Here is an 18,618-nt window from a genome sequence, read left to right on the forward strand (position 1 = left end):
TTTAATACAGCATCTGATTAATTCTTATATCGCATGGTGTGTGTGGTGGTTAATTCGTCAAGTTATTTATCGTGGTATTACTGTATCTTCTCGTCGCTTGGCTCATCGTCGTTTAGAAGAAAAACTCCGTCAAAAACAAGCAGGCTTTAATGATGGTTCGACATCCGATGATGTTGTTGTTCTGAATGAAAAAGAAGAAGGTTTAGCGTTAAATGAAGTGCGTAGTCAATTATTGCGTTTTGCGGATCTTTTCATTTGGACTGCTTTGTTCGGTATTTTCTATTATGTTTGGTCAGATCTTGTCACGGTGGCTAGTTATTTGCGTGAAGTGACCTTATGGCAGCAAACGACGACTACTGAAGCGGGCACAGTGATGGAAAGTATCACTTTATTTAATCTTCTCGTTGCTTTGGTTATTGTAGGGATTACTTATGTGTTAGTACGCAATATCTCAGGTATTTTAGAAGTATTAATTTTCTCACGGATTAAACTTTCACAAGGCACACCTTATACTATTACTACATTGTTAACTTATGTTTTAGTTGCGGTTGGTGGTGCCTGGGCATTTGCTACATTAGGCATGTCGTGGTCTAAATTGCAATGGTTGTTTGCTGCCCTTTCAGTTGGTTTGGGCTTTGGTATGCAAGAAATCTTTGCAAACTTTGTATCTGGGATTATTTTATTGTTTGAACGCCCAATTCGAGTGGGCGATACCGTTACTATAAACGGTGTCACAGGTACGGTAGCAAAAATCCGTATTCGTGCTATTACGATGATTGATCCAGATAGAAAAGAAGTGATTGTACCTAATAAATCGTTTGTAACAGGGCAAGTGACCAACTGGGCATTATCAAATACCATTACTCGTTTAGTCATCTCTGTGGGAGTTGCTTATAACTCCGATTTAGAATTAGTAAAACGTTTGTTGTTACAAGCGGCTAATGAATTGCCAAGTGTTTTAAAAGAGCCTGAGCCAAGAGCGTTGTTTTTAAATTTTGGTGCAAGCACTTTAGACCATGAGTTACGAGTTTATGTTGGACAGGTTTCAGATCGTAATGATACGCTTGATTTATTAAATCGTCGTGTAAATCAATTGTTTAAAGAAAATAATATAGACATTGCTTTCAATCAATTGGATATTTTTATTAAAAATAAAGACACGGGTGAAGAGATTCCTTTTATTAATATGGAAAAATTAACTAAAACTAATTAAAGAGAAATAATATGGCGGGTAACACAATTGGACAACTTTTTCGTGTGACAACCTTTGGGGAGTCACATGGTATTGCATTAGGCTGTATCGTTGATGGGGTACCGCCAAATCTTGAATTATCAGAGAACGATATTCAACCAGATTTAGATCGTCGTAAACCTGGGACATCACGATATACCACGCCGCGTCGTGAGGATGATGAAGTTCAAATTTTATCTGGTGTGTTTGAGGGAAAAACGACAGGCACAAGTATTGGAATGATCATTAAAAATGGTGATCAGCGTTCGCAAGATTATGGAGAGATTAAAGATCGTTTTCGTCCAGGACATGCGGATTTTACCTATCAGCAAAAGTATGGCATCCGTGATTACCGTGGTGGAGGGCGTTCGTCAGCGCGTGAAACAGCAATGCGAGTTGCAGCGGGAGCGATTGCAAAAAAATATTTACGCGAACATTTTGGTATTGAAGTCCGCGGTTTTTTAAGTCAAATTGGCCATGTGAAAATTGCGCCGCAAACCATCGGAGACATTGATTGGAAAAAGGTAAACAGTAATCCATTCTTTTGTCCTGATGAAAGTGCGGTAGAAAAATTCGATGAATTGATCCGTGAACTTAAAAAAGAAGGGGATTCTATTGGCGCTAAACTTACTGTTATCGCTGAAAATGTTCCAGTAGGATTAGGTGAGCCAGTATTTGACCGTTTAGATGCGGATCTTGCTCATGCATTAATGGGAATTAATGCAGTAAAAGGCGTCGAAATTGGTGATGGTTTTGCTGTGGTTGAGCAACGTGGAAGTGAACATCGTGATGAAATGACACCAGATGGATTTGCAAGCAATCATGCAGGTGGCATTTTAGGCGGAATTAGTTCTGGTCAACCGATTATCGCCACTATTGCGCTAAAACCGACTTCAAGTATTACGATTCCTGGCCGTTCAATCAATCTTAATGGTGAACCCGTAGAAGTTGTAACAAAAGGTCGTCACGATCCTTGTGTGGGTATTCGTGCTGTACCCATCGCAGAAGCCATGATGGCGATTGTCTTATTAGATCATCTATTACGTTTTAAGGCACAGTGTAAATAATCTTAGTATAAGATGGGAGTCTGTGCCTAGGGTAGGTATACCCTAGGTTAGTTTGATACTACCCTTTTGGGGTGGGTGTAAAGTTCCCCAAAGGGGAACTATTTTTCTAACCGTGGGTATACTTACCCACGGCAAGACATAGGATATACTTACCCACGGCAAAACCTAGGGTATACTTACCTACGGTAAAACTTTAGAATGAATAAAATTTTATTAAAAACAACCATAATTTTTACCGCACTTTTCTCTATAAATGTTGTTGCCTCTCCTCTAGATTGGCAAAAAGTGAAACGTCCTATTCCAAGTGACGATGGGAAAGCAAAACCTATTGGTAGTTATACCAATGGGTGTATTATAGGGGCGCAAGCACTACCGCCGAAAGGTGAAGGTTACCAAGTGATTCGTATGAATCGCAATCGCTATTATGGCCACCCAAATATGATTCAGTATCTTGAACGTTTGGGACAACGTGTTAAAGCGGCTGGGTTGCCAACGATGTTAGTAGGCGATATTGCCATGCCAGGTGGCGGACGATTTTTAACTGGTCATGCTAGCCATCAGATGGGATTAGATGCGGATATTTGGTTAAGAATGGGCGAAATGTCAGATGCCGATGCACTGAATTCTGATGGTAAAGGTTTATTAGTTGTAGATAGAAAGGCGCAACGAGTGGATGAACGCGTATGGAATGGCAATCATGCGACGTTAATCAAGTTAGCCGCGCAAGATCCAAATGTGACGCGTATTTTTGTTAATCCTGCGATTAAGGTAAAATTATGTCAAACCGCTGGCAATGATCGAGGTTGGCTACACAAAGTTCGTCCTTGGTATGGTCACGACTCTCATTTTCATGTTCGTTTAACTTGCCCAGCAGATGCGCCTTATTGTGAAAATCAAGCCCCCGTTCCTGCTGGTGATGGTTGTGGAGACGAATTATATTCTTGGTTTGAACCGCCAAAACCAGGCGCTTCAGTGAGCAAACCTAAAGTTACACCACCAGAGCCGTTTTTGTGCCAACAAATTTTGAACTCACCGAATCGGAGTGAATGGTTAGAATAGCATTAAGGTAAATCAATATGGATATCGGAATTGATCTTTTAGCAATATTGTTTTGTGTTGGTTTTGTTGCATCATTTATCGATGCGATTGCTGGCGGTGGTGGATTAATCACTATTCCAGCGTTGCTCATGACAGGTATGCCACCTGCAATGGCGTTAGGCACCAACAAATTGCAAGCTATGGGGGGCGCATTATCTGCAAGCCTTTATTTCTTGCGAAAAAGAGCGGTCAATTTACGCGATATTTGGTTTATTTTGATTTGGGTTTTCTTAGGTTCATCCCTCGGTACATTATTGATTCAATCAATTGATGTGGCGATTTTCAAAAAAATTCTACCTTTTTTGATTTTAGCCATTGGTCTATATTTTTTGTTTACCCCTAAATTAGGTGATGAAGATCGGAAACAACGAGTAAGTTATCTGTTATTTGGTCTTTTAGTTAGTCCATTTTTAGGTTTTTATGATGGCTTCTTTGGACCTGGGACTGGCTCAATTATGAGTTTAGCCTGTGTTACTTTGCTAGGATTTAATCTCCCGAAAGCGACAGCACATGCAAAAGTGATGAATTTCACTTCGAACCTTGCTTCTTTTGCGCTTTTTTTATTGGGGGGGCAAATTCTTTGGAAAGTGGGTTTCGTGATGATGGCAGGGAGCATTTTAGGAGCGAATTTAGGTGCCAAAATGGTGATGACGAAAGGTAAAACCTTGATTCGACCGACGGTTGTTATCATGTCTTTTATGATGACGGCTAAAATGGTTTACGATCAGGGTTGGTTTCATTTTTAGTTCGGAAAGCGCGCAAAAGTGCGGTTAAAATTAATTACATTTTATTATGTCGGATAATCAACAAAATTTACGTTTGACGGCGAGAGTGGGCTATGAAGCGCACTTTTCATGGTCGTATTTAAAGCCTCAATATTGGGGAATTTGGCTCGGTATTTTCTTTTTATTGTTGTTAGCATTTGTACCTTTTCGTCTGCGCGATAAATTGGCGGGAAAATTAGGTATTTGGATTGGGCATAAAGCAAAGAAACAGCGTACGCGCGCGCAAACTAACTTGCAATATTGTTTCCCTCACTGGACTGAACAACAACGTGAGCAAATAATTGATAAAATGTTTGCGGTCGTAGCTCAAGTTATGTTTGGTATTGGTGAGATTGCTATCCATTCAAAGAAACATTTACAAAAACGCAGCGAATTTATCGGTCTTGAACATATTGAACAGGCAAAAGCTGAGGGCAAGAATATTATTCTTATGGTACCACATGGCTGGGCGATTGATGCCTCGGGTATTATTTTGCACACTCAAGGCATGCCAATGACTTCTATGTATAATCCACACCGTAATCCATTGGTGGATTGGCTTTGGACGATTACACGCCAACGTTTCGGTGGAAAAATGCATGCTCGCCAAAATGGAATTAAACCTTTTTTAAATCATGTTCGTAAAGGCGAAATGGGTTATTACTTACCAGATGAAGATTTTGGTGCGGAGCAAAGCGTATTTGTTGATTTCTTTGGAACTTATAAAGCGACATTGCCGGGATTAAATAAAATGGCAAAACTTTCTAAAGCTGTTGTCATTCCAATGTTTCCTCGTTATAACGCTGAGGCTGGCAAATATGAAATGGAAATTCATCCAGCAATGAATTTAAGTGATGATCCTGAACAATCAGCTCGAGCAATGAACGAAGAAATAGAATCTTTTGTTACGCCAGCGCCAGAGCAATATGTTTGGATTTTGCAATTATTGCGTACAAGGAAAGATGGCGAAGATCTTTATGATTAAGAATAGGGTTTGAAAGTCATATTCTCGAAAACGGATATTCAATAAGGTAAATAAAAAATGGAAGAAAAAATTCGGCTGACGCAATACAGCCATGGTGCGGGTTGAGGTTGTAAAATTTCGCCTAAGGTGTTAGGGACAATTTTACATTCAGAACTGGAAAAATTTTATGATCCAAATTTGCTCGTTGGCAATGAAACTGCTGACGATGCAGCGGTGTATGATCTTGGTAATGGAACTGCAATTATCAGTACCACCGACTTTTTCATGCCGATTGTGGATGATCCTTTTGATTTCGGACGAATTGCCGCGACCAATGCCATTAGTGATATTTTTGCTATGGGCGGTAAGCCGATTATGGGAATCGCCATTTTAGGTTTTCCAACCAATGTATTACCTGCAGAAGTTGCACAGAAAATTGTTGATGGCGGTCGCTTTGCTTGCCATCAAGCGGGGATTGCTTTGGCGGGAGGGCATTCCATTGATTCGCCTGAACCTATTTTTGGTTTAGCCGTGACAGGTGTGATTGACACTGAAAAAGTGAAACGTAATGCTTCTGCAAAATCAGGTTGTAAGCTTTATATGACTAAACCGCTTGGTATTGGTATTTTGACGACGGCGGAGAAAAAAGGAAAACTTAAGCCAGAACATCAAGGTTTAGCCACTGCCGCCATGTGTCAAATGAATTCTATTGGCAGTCAATTTTCCCAAGTGGATGGCGTCACAGCAATGACGGATGTCACAGGATTTGGTTTACTTGGTCATTTAATTGAAATCTGTGAAGGTTCAAATCTAAGTGCGGTAGTTTTTTCGGATAAAATTAAAACCTTGGACGGAGTCAAAGATTATATTGCACAAGGTTGCGTACCTGGTGGAACAGGGCGTAATTTTGATAGTTATGGACATAAAGTTGGGGTATTGACGGAAGAACAAAAAGCGATTTTGTGTGATCCTCAAACATCAGGTGGTTTATTGGTGGCAGTTGAGCCTAATAGCGTTCAAACGGTCATTGAAATAGCCAAAGATGCGGGCATTGATTTATATGAAGTGGGTGAATTAAACCCTAAATCAGAATCCGATGTCGTCGTTGAAATAGCTTAATAAAAAAGCGTGGAGATTTTAAAATCCACGCTTTTTTATTTTATACAAGGATTATTTGCCGATAACGTCTAATCCGCCCATATATGGACGTAGCACTTCTGGCACAGTGATTGAACCATCCGCATTTTGATAGTTTTCAAGCACTGCCACTAAAGTACGGCCAACAGCCAAGCCAGAACCATTTAAGGTGTGCACTAAGCGCGTTTTCTTATCACCTTTCGCTTTACAACGTGCTTGCATACGGCGAGCTTGGAAATCCCACATATTTGAGCAAGAAGAAATTTCGCGATAAGTATTTTGTGCAGGCACCCACACTTCTAAGTCGTAAGTTTTGCAAGAACCAAAGCCCATATCGCATGTGCAAAGTAAAACTTTACGATACGGAAGATTTAATAATTGCAATACTTTTTCTGCGTGACCAGTTAATTCTTCAAGCGCTTCCATAGATTTATCTGGATCAACGATTTGTACCATTTCCACTTTATCAAATTGGTGCATACGAATTAAACCGCGAGTATCACGACCGTAAGAACCTGCTTCAGAACGGAAACATGGCGTATGTGCGGTCATTTTTATTGGTAATTCTGCTTCATCAATAATCACGTCACGCACTAAATTAGTGACGGGCACTTCTGCGGTTGGAATTAATGCATAAGGTTGTTCGCCTTCTAAGGCTAAAGTATGGAATAAATCTTCACCGAATTTTGGTAATTGACCTGTTCCGTAAAGTGTTGCGTGATTCACTAAATAAGGCACATAGGTTTCTAAATAGCCGTGTTGTTCAGTATGAAGATCTAACATGAATTGCGCTAATGCACGGTGCATTTTGGCGATTTGACCTTTCATCACGGCAAAACGTGCACCAGCCAATTTAGCCCCTGCGGCAAAATCTAAGCCATTTGCTTCTTCACCCAAAGTGACATGATCTTTCACTTCAAAATCAAATGCACGCGGAGTGCCCCAACGTAAGATTTCTTTATTTTCAGAGTCATCTTTGCCTAATGGCACTTCATCTGCTGGTAGATTTGGAATACTTAATGCAATTTGATTGATTTCCGCAAGTACCGCATCTAATTGTGCTTTTGCTTCAGTCAATTGGTTGCCCATATTATCCACTTCAGCCAATAATGGTTCGATATCTTCACCACGCGCTTTGGCTGCGCCAATGGCTTTGGAGCGAGTATTACGTTCAGCTTGTAAGTTTTCTGTAGTGACTTGTAAGTTCTTGCGTTGTTCTTCTAATGAGGTGAGTTTTGCTGTATCAAGAATAAAGTTACGTTTTACTTTTAATTTTTCTGCGACTTCCGCTAAATTATTACGGAGTAAATTTGGATCGATCATGGTATTTCCTTACTTTTTTCGTTGAAATGAAAACGGTTTTATTCTATCGCACGTTATTGAAATAAACCAGTTAAAAGCTGAAGGAAAAGCAAGATTCTGAAAATAGAGAAAAATACATCGCCTCAAACATTAAATAATGGATTGATTACAAAATGGAAATCGTTATTCGAATAAGTGAAAAATGCTGCAGACGCTAAAATTGACGTTTCTTGGGAAAACAAATTGAAAATGATGCAATCTGTTCAACCGTTAGATAATAATTTGGTGGCATTCCATTTTGTTCAACAGCCTAATTTTGTGATGTCAGAGAAACCTTATGTTATCTCAACGGGTATTGGTGCTGGTTTTGGAATTATTCTTAGTTTGTTAGCTATGCTGATTTTAGGTGCTGGAAGAAATAAAAAAGCAAAAGAGTAAAGGATAATTTGCGAGAAATAAATTTTTGTGATCATTGTCAAATTTTTAAGATCGTCTTCTGTTTATTTGGGGCGAATGTAGTAAACTGAAACCAGTTAAAACCACTATAGGAGCAACGCTATGTTTCCCGAATACCGAGAATTAATCACCAAACTTAAAAGTAATGATGCTTATTTCGATCGTCTTTTTGAAAAGCATAACGAATTAGATCATGAAATTAAGAATATGCAGGAAAACATTCAGCTCGCCACTCATATGGAAATTGAGGCTTTGAAAAAAGAGAAATTACGGATTAAAGATGAGCTTTATGAATATCTCAAGAAAAAATCACAAGAATAGTAAAAAACCGGCTGATGCCGGTTTTTTTTGTTGCACTGTTTTAGCTTACACCACGGGTTTTTGTCGATAAAACAATAAGCCCGGTAAAGCTAGTCCAAATACTATTGCGCCTAGGATAAAACTGGTATTAATAAAGGAACTAATCATTTGTTCAAATAAAGCATCGGAAAAGCCGAAATGGTGGATTTGTACCATTGAAATCATTGCTTTATAGGCATGAACACCGGGGATCATGGGGATAATTGCGGCAACGGTGAAGGCTTTGGGATGGGCTAAATAACGATGGGAAAGATGCACGCCTAAAAATCCAATTACGCAAGTGGCAAAGAAGGTGGCAAATACAATAGGCATATTAATATGCAGTAATAATGTGCGTGTAACATGCCCTAGTGCGGCTAAAATTGCGCAATATTTTAAGGCTTTGGGTGGCACATTAAATACTAAAGCAAAGCCTACAGCTGGAATTGCGGCAAATAACATATCATCAAGTAATTTCAAGATAAATATTGTGATATCTAATAACATTTTAATGCCCCCAAGTTGTAATATGTAATACGCTTAAAGCGAATACAATACCAAGACATGCGCCAAAAGTGAGAATAGTCGCAATTGTCCAACGGCCTAATCCCATATTGACATAACCTTTTAATATATCTGCCAAAGAATTAATCAGCGGAAATCCTGGCACAAGTAATAACACACTAGATGCTAAGGCAATTTGAGGATCGTTACCTAAGTTATATTTTAAGCTCATTCCAGAAATCAGCGAGGCGACAAAAGAGGTGATAGAAAAGACGATAAGGGGATTATAGTGCCGTTTAGAAAATTCTTGTCGCACAAACATTGCAATGATTGCTGCAATAAAGGTAATGCCACAAATTATCCAATCGCCACCCGATAAATGGGCGAATGCCGCACAAGATAAGCCAATCATAAACACTACTAACCAGCGGTTATATTTAAGCGGTTTTAATTGGTCCAATTTTCTTTGTGCGATTTCTAAGTCATACAAATGATGTTCAACGGCAATCACAATGCGCTGAACATCTGTTACCATTTGCATATTAATGCCTTTATCTGTATTTTTTCGTGCGGTGGTAATGCAATGATTATCTGATAAGGTCGTTAGCACAACTGCATTTGCCGTGAGCGCACATTCTACACTTTCTACGCCAAGTGCTATGCCTAAACGCTGCGCCATTTGCACTACCACAGTGCTTTCTGCCCCATGTTGTAACAAGAGCAGTGCCGTTTGTACGCACACGCGAGTCACCGCCCGTTGATATTCGTGTTCCATATCTTTCTTCTCTATCAAAATATACCTAGAAAGAATTATAAAAATCTTTTCTGAAAAATGCGCAAAAAAGAACCGCACTTGTGATTTAAGTCAAAAAATTTTTAGTGAAAAATTTTGTTACATCGATCACAAAATAAACAATTTTTCTTTGCTGATACAAAAAAACAGGACTAACATTTAAATGATAATTGTTATTGTTTGATATGGAGATTAAAAAATGAAACATAAATTTTCCTTTATGCTCTGTCCACTCACCTTGCTTATTCATCAAAGTATCTATGCTTCCCCACAAATAAATCAGCTTGATACGATCTCTGTTTTAGGGACTTCTGAAAGTAAAGCCGAAGCAGGTAAAGATAAAATGTTTTCAGAAAACCAAGTAACCGAATATAAAAGCAAGAAAGAAATTGAAACTTACAAAGGACATTCTGTAGCGGATTTATTGACAGGTACAACGGGCGTATATAGTGGTGATGCACGCAATAGTGGTGCGTTGGATCCTAATATTCGTGGTGTACAGGGGCAGGGTAGAATTCCTGTTTTAGTTGATGGCACAGAACAAGCTATCACTGTTTGGCGTGGTTTTGCGGGTGTGAGCAACCGTAACTATCTTGATCCTTTCTTAATTAGTAGTGTCTCTGTTGAAAAAGGCCCAAATTTGAACCGCACTTTAGATAGTGGCGCAGCGGGCACTATTCGTTTAAGCACATTAGAACCTGATGACATTATTAAAAAAGGTGAAAAATTTGGTATCGAATTTAAAGCTGAAACAGCTAATAATTCTATTAAGCAACGTGGTTATCCTATTTCTATTGGTGTCGATTACCGGAGTTTAGAACATCCAGAAGATGTAACTGCGGGAGAATATGCAGCATATTTTAAAACGTCGGATCGCTATCCTGCACGATCTCAAGGTCGTAATAAATTTTTCAAAGACAATGCTTATCGTTTAGCTGTCGCGACCAAAGATGAACACTTTGAAGGATTATTATCTTATGCCTATCGCAGTAAAGGCAATTATTTTTCTGGTGGTCATGGTGGGCATAATTATGGTGAGGGGATGACAATTTGGGACTATGACAAAATCCATAACTTCGGTTCAAATTACACTACTGATGATCCTTATATTCCTTGGATTGCTACCGTATACACACCGAAAAAAGAAGTGCCGAATACTTCTTTTGAATCCAAATCTTACTTAGGTAAAGCCACATTCAAATTTAATGATGAAACCAAACTTAAATTCGGTGTGCGTCATAGCGATATGACTTACGGAGAAATTATGCCTTCACGTTTATGGCAAACTGGTTACCAACAAGGCACGGTGTTGCAATGGCCACTTGCCAATGTAAAACAAACTGCCGTGGATACTCACTTTGAATACAACCCACAAAATAACCGCTGGATTAATTTTGCTTTTGGTGCTTATGCGGTGTTTAACAAAGCAAAAACCAATACTTCTGGTGCTTCCCCAGCTGATGTCTTAGCAAGGGACAACGATTTTAATAGTAAAGGTTTGAATATTAGTGGTAAGCCTGCCCCCTGCTACCCTGGAGAAGCCTGCTACAATGAAAACTATTTACGCGCGGTATCAGAGTATATGAAACGAGTACAAGAAGAATGGAGAAAATATTATACATCTAATACAAAAACGCCAAATCTTTATGGCTTATTTAATACCCAAGAAGCCCAAGCGCAATGGGCGAAAGATAACCATTATGGTGTAAATGCCAGTAACCGTTTTGAGTTGCATAAAAAATTAAATTTAGATGTGATGGCAGCTTATAAATGGGAAGATTTAAATTCAACTAATGTTTATGCCCAAAAATTGGGGGATGTAAAAAAACTTTGTAATGCTAACGAAGGTGGGTTTGGAAATGGTTCAAAGGAGCATAGTCAAATTTATTGTAATAGCATAGAAAATTATGTTAGTGGAGAACGGATGGGGAAACGAAAAGAATTAAATATAGGATTTAATTTTCAGTATAACCCAGTAGATTGGTTAATTTTAGATGCTGGAGCAAAATATACTCATTATAAATCTCGAGATGATGGGTTAATTAAGTTATTACAGGATAAGATGAGAGAAGATGTGAAATATGGCGGAGAGATATTATTAGAAGTAGTAAAAAGACATAAAATAACACAAGAAATGGTTGATGAGTATAATAAATATAAAAAATCAAGAAAAGAATATAATAAAGCTCTCGATTATTATAATAAAAAAGAATACGAATTTACTAAGGAGTATCGACCAAATCAGCCAGATGATAAGGATTCTACTAAATATTGTGAACTTGAAGAAGATGGAACCTGTGATATTAATGATGAAGGTGGCTTTGCTCTTAATGACAAATATTATGAGGATTATGAGATTTATCGGAAAAAAGAAAAAGAATATGTTGAAAATAAACTAAAGGAAAATAATATAACGAAACCTGAGGAACCTAAAGATGTTAATATTGATTCAATGATATTAGATATTATAGATAATAACAAAGAAAAGAAAGAAACATTTTCTATAAAGAGAAATGCGTATGGTAAATTTGATTTAGAAAGTAATCAAGCGGCTAAACAATTGATTCAAGATAAATTAACTGAAGAGCAATATAACGCATATACAGGAAAAATGGAAAAAGTTATTAAAAGAGTAAATTCAGAAATTAACAAGATTACACCTACACTAGAGCAATGGGAAAAAATGAAAAAGGCACAACGTACAGCTCACGCTTGGTCTACATCTTTTGGAATAACTGCATTTATTACAGATAATATTCGTTTATATACTCGCTATACTGAAACAAAACGTATGCCAAGTATTTTTGAGGATACTATAGGATATTCTCTTGATGCAATTACTCCATTATATAAAAGAAAACCTGAGCATAGTAAAAATATTGAAATTGGATATGTCCATGATTTAAAAGGTTTTCTACCTAACGCTAGACGTGCTGATGTTCGTTTAAACTATTTTCATAATTTGACAAAAAATATTTTTGATAGAGATTCAAATTATACTTTGCAACAGTTTGATAAGCGAATTTTGTCAGGAATAGAATTTCAATCTCGCTACGATCAAGGCAATTTATTCGCAACTTTAGGCGTAGTTTATAATTTAAAAAATAAATTTTGTGATAATAGTTTTGAAATATTTAATTATGATGAAAATCAAGGAGTCTCTAAAAAAATACCTTATTGTGTTAATGGAGGAAATGGAAGTGGGTATTTAAAGAATACTATACTGCCAAAATATTCAATTACAGCTAATTTAGGATTACGTTTTTTAGATGAAAAATTAGAACTTGGATCACGCTGGTTATATCATTCTCAAGTAAAGGATACTCGCGCTAAGTCATTAAGAAAGGCAGGAATTACGTGGGCAAGTGGAGAAACTAATCGCTGGAATCCAGTATTAGTTGTTGATGCTTATATTAATTATCGGGTGAATGATAATTTCACAATTGAATTAGTTGGAACAAATTTAACTGATCGATATTATCTTGACCCTATTACTCGTTCAACAATGCCAGCTCCAGGAAGAACTATAAAATTAGGTATGACCGCAAGATTTTAATTATTTCTAAACCGTGAAATTCAAAAGAATTTCATTTACATCAACATCTCAAATAGGAGAAAAACTATGTCTGTAATTAATAAGACAATTTTAGCAGTGGTAGTATGTGGTGTAGTAAGCGTTGCGCAAGCACAGGTAGTGGGAAATGTATCAACTGATACAAATCAAACTCGATATATAAAAATCAAGGCAGGAGAAAAAGATGGAAAGGCTGGCGTTGAGATATATGACAGTAGTATTCCTAATGATCCCGCTGTCTTAAGTAAAACAGCAAATAATAAAGGACAGTCCTTTGAAAAAATGGCAGAACGTGCCGATAAATGGATTTCACACCTTACAGGGGTAGCGAAAAAAGATAAAAATGGTGTAATTGTGGCTAAAATGAATAAAATGCCAAATCTAACACTTATTATGCCAGATCATCGTGGCTTAGGTCGTTTATCCTTTAAGCAAGTAGGAAATCAAGATACTTATTTTGGTGAATGGGAAAATGTAGATGCAGCAACAAGTGCGGCTAAAAATGTTAGTGTTTATTATGCTGGTTCAGATCCAACAAAAACCTTACCAAGTGGTAAAGCCACTTATACAGTGGAAGGTATTAATAAGTACGGAAACTTTAATAGTCGATTAATGAAGGGGACATTTGATGTTGATTTTGAAAGAGCTAGTATTAGTGGTTATTTAAGCAAACCTAATTTATCTCTTTCTATTGAGAGTAAAATTGATAAAACAAATGCAACTTTTGAGGGAATAGCTAAAGTAGAAGGAGTAACTGGTAAATCAGAAGGTCGTTTCTATGGTGCGAAAGCAGAAGGCTTAGCAGGCATGGCAACATTTGCTTCAAAACCTGAATACAACACAGCCTTTGGCGGTACTAAAAATTAAGTTTAATAAACAAAAGGCTTGCGAAAGCAAGCCTTATTGTAAACAGGATGTTTTATGTCGAAATTCCCTTTTATCTTTCTTTTTATTCCTTTTTTGGTACTTGCTAAAAATCAAGAAAAAGATTTCCGCTTACAGCAACAATCCCAATTAAATCAACAACGACAAGAACAACAATTTATTCAACAAGATAAATTCTTTACTACATTAACAATAAACAACCAAGAATTTAAGGTGAGTGATAATATAGAGGAAATAATGACCGCTCTTTTTCTCGCAATTAATCACAAACAAACGAATGATATTCAACATTTATTAATCCGTTATAAACAATTTCCGCAAGCAGAACGAGGAATGATTTTATTTGCAGAAGCGAATATTGCATTTAATCAAGGAAATACCAAAAAATCCATTCAACTTTACGAGCAACTTGTTCAACAAGAACCCGATTTCACACGCGGAAAATTAGATTTAGCTAAACTCTATTTTCTAAACTGGCAAAACAATCAATCTAAAATTCTTTTTAATCAGATAGCATTGCCACAACAACCAAATGTAATGGCACGTGTAAACCAATATTTATCACAACTTGATTATCGTGAATCTTGGCAGGGTTCCTTTTCTTTTGGCACAATTTATAATTCTAATTTAAATCAATCTGGTAATGAAATCAGTAAAGAAATTGTCGAAAATCCTTATCTTGGTACATTAGAATTTACACGAACTAGACCAACTATTCAAAAAAGCACAGGATTTAGTTATGAAGCGGTATTAAATAAATATACTGAAATATTAAATAATCAAGGTATTATTTTTAAAGGATTAGCTTATGGTGAGTTTTATCCGAAAAAATCAGAATTTACTGAACATAATATTTCACTTGGATTAGGATACCGTTTTAAAGATCAAGAAAATCAATTAGATCTTTATCCTTTAATTGAAAAAACAAGAGCCTATCATCATTGGTATAGCGAAAGAAAAGGGTTTAATATCTCCTATTCAACGATTTTAAATCCGAATTTATACTTTTCTTTGCAAACAGAATATAAATGGGAAAAATATCAAGATCGTAATTTATCTTATCAAGATGGAAAAATTCTCTCTTTCTTTTCTACTTTAGTTTATAGCTTACCAAATGATTGGATTTTATTTGGTGGATTGGATTATGCGAAAAAGTTTTCAACAGAATCAAAAATTGATCAATATGCTAGAAAGGGGTTAAGAATAGGTATTAATAAAAGTTTTGAAAGCGGAATTGATATTACTGCGCAAGGTATTTTTAGAAAAATAGATTATCAAGATTATAATGCACTTTTAGGAAAAACAAGAAAAGACAATGAACAAAAATATCTGTTTACCTTTGCCATTCCTAAATTCAAATTTTACGATATTGTACCTAGTATCAATTTTATTCATACAAATCATCGGAGTAACGTAGAAATGTTATATCGCTATAAACAGAATGAAGTGGTATTGAAATTTGAAAAAAACTTTTAAAAACAAACCGCACTTTGAGAGATATTTAACTCTAAGTGCGGTTTAATTTGTCTGAGTTTTTATGATTAAAGTTTGACGACTTTCGCTTGTTTAATCATATTATCGCCCACTTCAAGAATGGTAATTTGCAAGCCATCAATTTCGCAAACCGTACCTTCATCGGGAATTTCTTCTAAGTGTTCTAGGATTAAACCATTAAACGTGCGGGCATCTTCTGTATCCAATTCCCAGTTAAACATTTTGTTGAGATCGCGTAGGTTGGCAGAGCCATCAATAATCATGGAACCGTCGGATTGTTGAGTTACTTCCTCGTCAATGCTTGGGGCGGTGGAAGTGGTAAAATCACCAACGATTTCTTCCAAAATATCTTCCAAAGTTACAAGCCCTTTAATATCGCCGTATTCGTCCACAACTAAGCCAATGCGTTCTTTATTTGCACGGAAATTTGCAAGTTGCGTTTTTAATGGCGTGCTTTCAGGAATGAAATACACTTCATCAGCCGCACGAATTAAGGTTTCTTTGGTAAATTCATTTTTTTCAAGCAGTAAGCGGAATGCTTCACGCACGCGCAAAATGCCAAGCACTTGTTCATCAAGGCTACCTTTGTAAAGTACAACGCGGTTGTGTGCTGCGTGATTGAGCTGGCGCATAATGGCTTTCCAGTCATCATCAATATCAATGCCGCCGATTTCGTTGCGCGGAACCATAATGTCATCAACGGTGACGGTTTCCATATCTAAAATAGAAAGCAACATTTGTGGATGTTGTTCGTCAGGTGTGGCTTCGCCTGCTTCTGATACAATACTACGAAGTTCCTCACGGCTAATTACTTGTTTTTGCATATCGGGTTTTAATCCCACCAAATGCATTAATGATTTGGTAAAAATATTCATCAACCAAACTAGCGGATAGAAGATTTTAAGTAATACCGTCAAAATATGGCTGGAAATGAAACCGACTTTTTCCGCGTGCATCGCTGCTACAGTTTTGGGGAAAATTTCAGAAAATACAAGCATCACGAAAGTGAGTAAACCCGTTGCAATCGCCACACCAGCATCTCCATATAAACGCATACCAATCATGGTCGCAATCGCTGATGCGCTGATATTCACAAGGTTATTAAAAATAAGAATAAAGCTTAACAAGGTATCTGGCTTTTCTAGCAGTTTTTCTGCTTTTTGTGCGCCTTTATTGCCTTGTTCGGATAGAAAACGAAGACGATATTTATTGAGAGAGAGTAGTCCAGTTTCTGAACCAGAAAAATATGCAGATAACACTAAACAGATAATGAGAATAATAAATAAAGTACTAAGGGGAATACTGTCCAAGGGAAAATCCTTTTGTTTGTTAATCAACAAAAAGTGCGGTCATTTTTCACCGCACTTTTTACCTGTTATTTGATTTTGCAAAATCAAATGGCTACTCAAATAGCCAAGAGTGGAGAGAATGATACCCGAAATTGGCTAAATAATCATTCTTTTTCCTTATCTCCTATGCTTTCTTCATGAAATCGCCTACTCAAAAAGCCATTTTCATTTGAAATGATGAAAAACGCCTAAATTTCGGTATAATCAGCGCAATTTTTTAAGAAAAACAGGATTGTTAGCCATGTTTGAGAATTTATCGGATCGCCTTTCCAAAACTTTACGTAATATCACTGGAAAAGGCCGTTTAACGGAAGATAATATTAAAGAAACCTTGCGCGAAGTGCGTATGGCATTACTTGAGGCAGATGTTGCCTTGCCTGTAGTGCGTGAATTCATCGCAAAAGTAAAAGAAAGCGCGCTTGGGGAAGAAGTCAATAAAAGCTTAACGCCGGGGCAAGAGTTCTTAAAAATCGTTCAGCGTGAGCTTGAAAAAGCTATGGGCGAAGCGAATGAGAGTTTAAACCTTGCAACCCAACCACCAGCGGTTATCTTAATGGCAGGTTTACAAGGTGCGGGTAAAACCACCAGTGTGGGTAAATTGGCAAAATTCTTGCGTGAACGCCATAAAAAGAAAGTGTTAGTAGTGTCTGCCGACGTATATCGCCCAGCTGCGATTAAGCAACTTGAAACCTTGGCTCAATCCGTTGGCGTGGATTTTTTCCCATCGGATGTCAAACAAAATCCAGTTGATATTGCTAAAGCGGCGCTTGCTGATGCAAAACTGAAATTCTATGATGTGTTGATTGTGGATACGGCAGGTCGTTTGCACGTTGATACAGAAATGATGGACGAAATCAAGCAAGTCCATGCAGCGTTAAATCCAATCGAAACCCTTTTCACTGTTGATGCGATGACTGGTCAAGATGCGGCCAATACGGCAAAAGCTTTTAATGAAGCATTGCCACTTACAGGTGTTATTTTGACAAAAGTGGACGGTGATGCGCGCGGTGGTGCGGCGTTATCGATTCGTCAAATCACAGGTAAACCAATCAAATTCTTGGGTGTGGGCGAGAAAACGGAAGCACTTGAGCCGTTCCATCCTGATCGCGTTGCGTCTCGTATTTTGGGCATGGGCGATGTGCTTTCATTGATTGAGGATCTTGAACGTTCTGTTGACCGTGAAAAAGCAGAAAAAATGGCGCAGAAATTCAAGAAAGGCGATGATTTCACTTTAGATGATTTCCGCGAGCAGCTTATCGAGATGAAAAAAATGGGCGGCATGATGTCTATGCTTGAGAAATTACCGGGTGCAAAAAATTTACCTGATCACGTTAAAAATCAAGTGGATGACAAAATGTTTATCAAAATGGAAGCGATCATTAATTCTATGACCCTAAAAGAACGTGCCAACCCAGATATTATCAAAGGATCTCGCCGTCGTCGTATTGCATTAGGCTCTGGTACTCAAGTGCAAGATGTGAATAAATTACTTAAACAATTCGATGAAATGCAACGCATGATGAAGAAAATGCGTAAAGGCGGCATGGCTAAAATGATGCGTGGAATGCAAGGCTTGGGCGGAGGCTTAGGCGGTCTTGGCGGTTTAGGCGGAATGTTTAAACGATAATTTCAGAAGATAAAAGTGCGGTAAAAAAGAAATA

Annotated in this window: 16 protein-coding genes; 12 read left to right on the forward strand and 4 right to left on the reverse strand. The window is 37.5% G+C overall.

From position 1 onward, the window contains the following. From AAX18_RS03465 to selD, 6 genes are all read left to right on the forward strand, one after another. Positions 1-1,213, forward strand: a 1,213-nt coding sequence (locus tag AAX18_RS03465; RefSeq protein WP_046952967.1) for a mechanosensitive ion channel domain-containing protein, incomplete at its 5' end; no start/stop codon positions are given. 11 nt (positions 1,214-1,224) lie between these two features. Then, on the forward strand, positions 1,225-2,298 hold the full coding sequence (aroC, locus tag AAX18_RS03470; RefSeq protein WP_046952968.1) for a chorismate synthase: 1,074 nt from the start codon (positions 1,225-1,227) through the stop codon (positions 2,296-2,298). A 198-nt stretch (positions 2,299-2,496) separates the two neighbouring features. Further along, a complete protein-coding gene (mepA, locus tag AAX18_RS03475) occupies positions 2,497-3,357 on the forward strand; it encodes a penicillin-insensitive murein endopeptidase (RefSeq protein WP_046952969.1) in 861 nt (286 codons plus the stop codon). A 17-nt stretch (positions 3,358-3,374) separates the two neighbouring features. Then, positions 3,375-4,142 carry a TSUP family transporter gene (locus tag AAX18_RS03480; protein ID WP_046952970.1) on the forward strand — a complete coding sequence of 256 codons (768 nt, stop codon included), beginning with the start codon at positions 3,375-3,377 and terminating at the stop codon, positions 4,140-4,142. A 46-nt stretch (positions 4,143-4,188) separates the two neighbouring features. Then, positions 4,189-5,145 carry a lauroyl-Kdo(2)-lipid IV(A) myristoyltransferase gene (gene lpxM / locus AAX18_RS03485; protein ID WP_046952971.1) on the forward strand — a complete coding sequence of 319 codons (957 nt, stop codon included), beginning with the start codon at positions 4,189-4,191 and terminating at the stop codon, positions 5,143-5,145. Between the two features lie 57 nt (positions 5,146-5,202). Then, on the forward strand, positions 5,203-6,243 hold the full coding sequence (gene selD, locus AAX18_RS03490; protein ID WP_080948102.1) for a selenide, water dikinase SelD: 1,041 nt from the start codon (positions 5,203-5,205) through the stop codon (positions 6,241-6,243). A gap of 51 nt (positions 6,244-6,294) precedes the next feature. Here selD and serS read toward each other — a convergent pair whose 3' ends face one another. Further along, positions 6,295-7,584: a serine--tRNA ligase gene (gene serS / locus AAX18_RS03495; protein ID WP_046952973.1), complete on the reverse strand. Its 1,290-nt coding sequence runs from the start codon at positions 7,582-7,584 to the stop codon at positions 6,295-6,297. Between the two features lie 228 nt (positions 7,585-7,812). Between serS and AAX18_RS08985 the strand changes: the two genes are divergently transcribed. Both AAX18_RS08985 and AAX18_RS03505 read left to right on the forward strand, forming a co-directional pair. Beyond that, positions 7,813-8,001 (forward strand): hypothetical protein, encoded by a 189-nt coding sequence (locus AAX18_RS08985; protein ID WP_230599539.1) that lies wholly within the window; start codon positions 7,813-7,815, stop codon positions 7,999-8,001. A gap of 120 nt (positions 8,002-8,121) precedes the next feature. Then, on the forward strand, positions 8,122-8,340 hold the full coding sequence (locus AAX18_RS03505) for a YdcH family protein (RefSeq protein WP_005628252.1): 219 nt from the start codon (positions 8,122-8,124) through the stop codon (positions 8,338-8,340). Between the two features lie 45 nt (positions 8,341-8,385). Here AAX18_RS03505 and AAX18_RS03510 read toward each other — a convergent pair whose 3' ends face one another. Together AAX18_RS03510 and AAX18_RS03515 are read right to left on the reverse strand one after the other, a co-directional pair. Beyond that, a complete protein-coding gene (locus AAX18_RS03510; protein ID WP_005628250.1) occupies positions 8,386-8,865 on the reverse strand; it encodes a threonine/serine exporter family protein in 480 nt (159 codons plus the stop codon). 1 nt (position 8,866) lies between these two features. Further along, positions 8,867-9,637, reverse strand: a complete 771-nt coding sequence (locus tag AAX18_RS03515; protein WP_032825681.1) for a threonine/serine exporter family protein — start codon at positions 9,635-9,637, stop codon at positions 8,867-8,869. Between the two features lie 217 nt (positions 9,638-9,854). On the opposite strand from AAX18_RS03515, the gene AAX18_RS03520 reads away from it, so the two are divergent. From AAX18_RS03520 to AAX18_RS03530, 3 genes are all read left to right on the forward strand, one after another. After that, positions 9,855-13,211 (forward strand): TonB-dependent receptor domain-containing protein, encoded by a 3,357-nt coding sequence (locus AAX18_RS03520; RefSeq protein WP_046952974.1) that lies wholly within the window; start codon positions 9,855-9,857, stop codon positions 13,209-13,211. 66 nt (positions 13,212-13,277) lie between these two features. After that, positions 13,278-14,096, forward strand: coding sequence for a hemophilin (locus AAX18_RS03525; RefSeq protein ID WP_046952975.1), 819 nt, complete (start codon positions 13,278-13,280; stop codon positions 14,094-14,096). Between the two features lie 54 nt (positions 14,097-14,150). Then, positions 14,151-15,590, forward strand: a complete 1,440-nt coding sequence (locus tag AAX18_RS03530) for a porin family protein (RefSeq protein WP_046952976.1) — start codon at positions 14,151-14,153, stop codon at positions 15,588-15,590. Between the two features lie 65 nt (positions 15,591-15,655). On the opposite strand, the gene AAX18_RS03535 is transcribed toward AAX18_RS03530, so the two are convergent. After that, a complete protein-coding gene (locus AAX18_RS03535) occupies positions 15,656-16,918 on the reverse strand; it encodes an HlyC/CorC family transporter (RefSeq protein WP_046952977.1) in 1,263 nt (420 codons plus the stop codon). A 280-nt stretch (positions 16,919-17,198) separates the two neighbouring features. Here AAX18_RS03535 and ffh point away from each other — a divergent pair, with 280 nt between their 5' ends. Beyond that, a complete protein-coding gene (gene ffh / locus AAX18_RS03540; RefSeq protein WP_046952978.1) occupies positions 17,199-18,584 on the forward strand; it encodes a signal recognition particle protein in 1,386 nt (461 codons plus the stop codon). Positions 18,585-18,618: the final 34 nt, after the last annotated feature.

The organism is Haemophilus haemolyticus (assembly GCF_001008205.1).
Taxonomy (GTDB): domain Bacteria; phylum Pseudomonadota; class Gammaproteobacteria; order Enterobacterales; family Pasteurellaceae; genus Haemophilus; species Haemophilus haemolyticus_Q.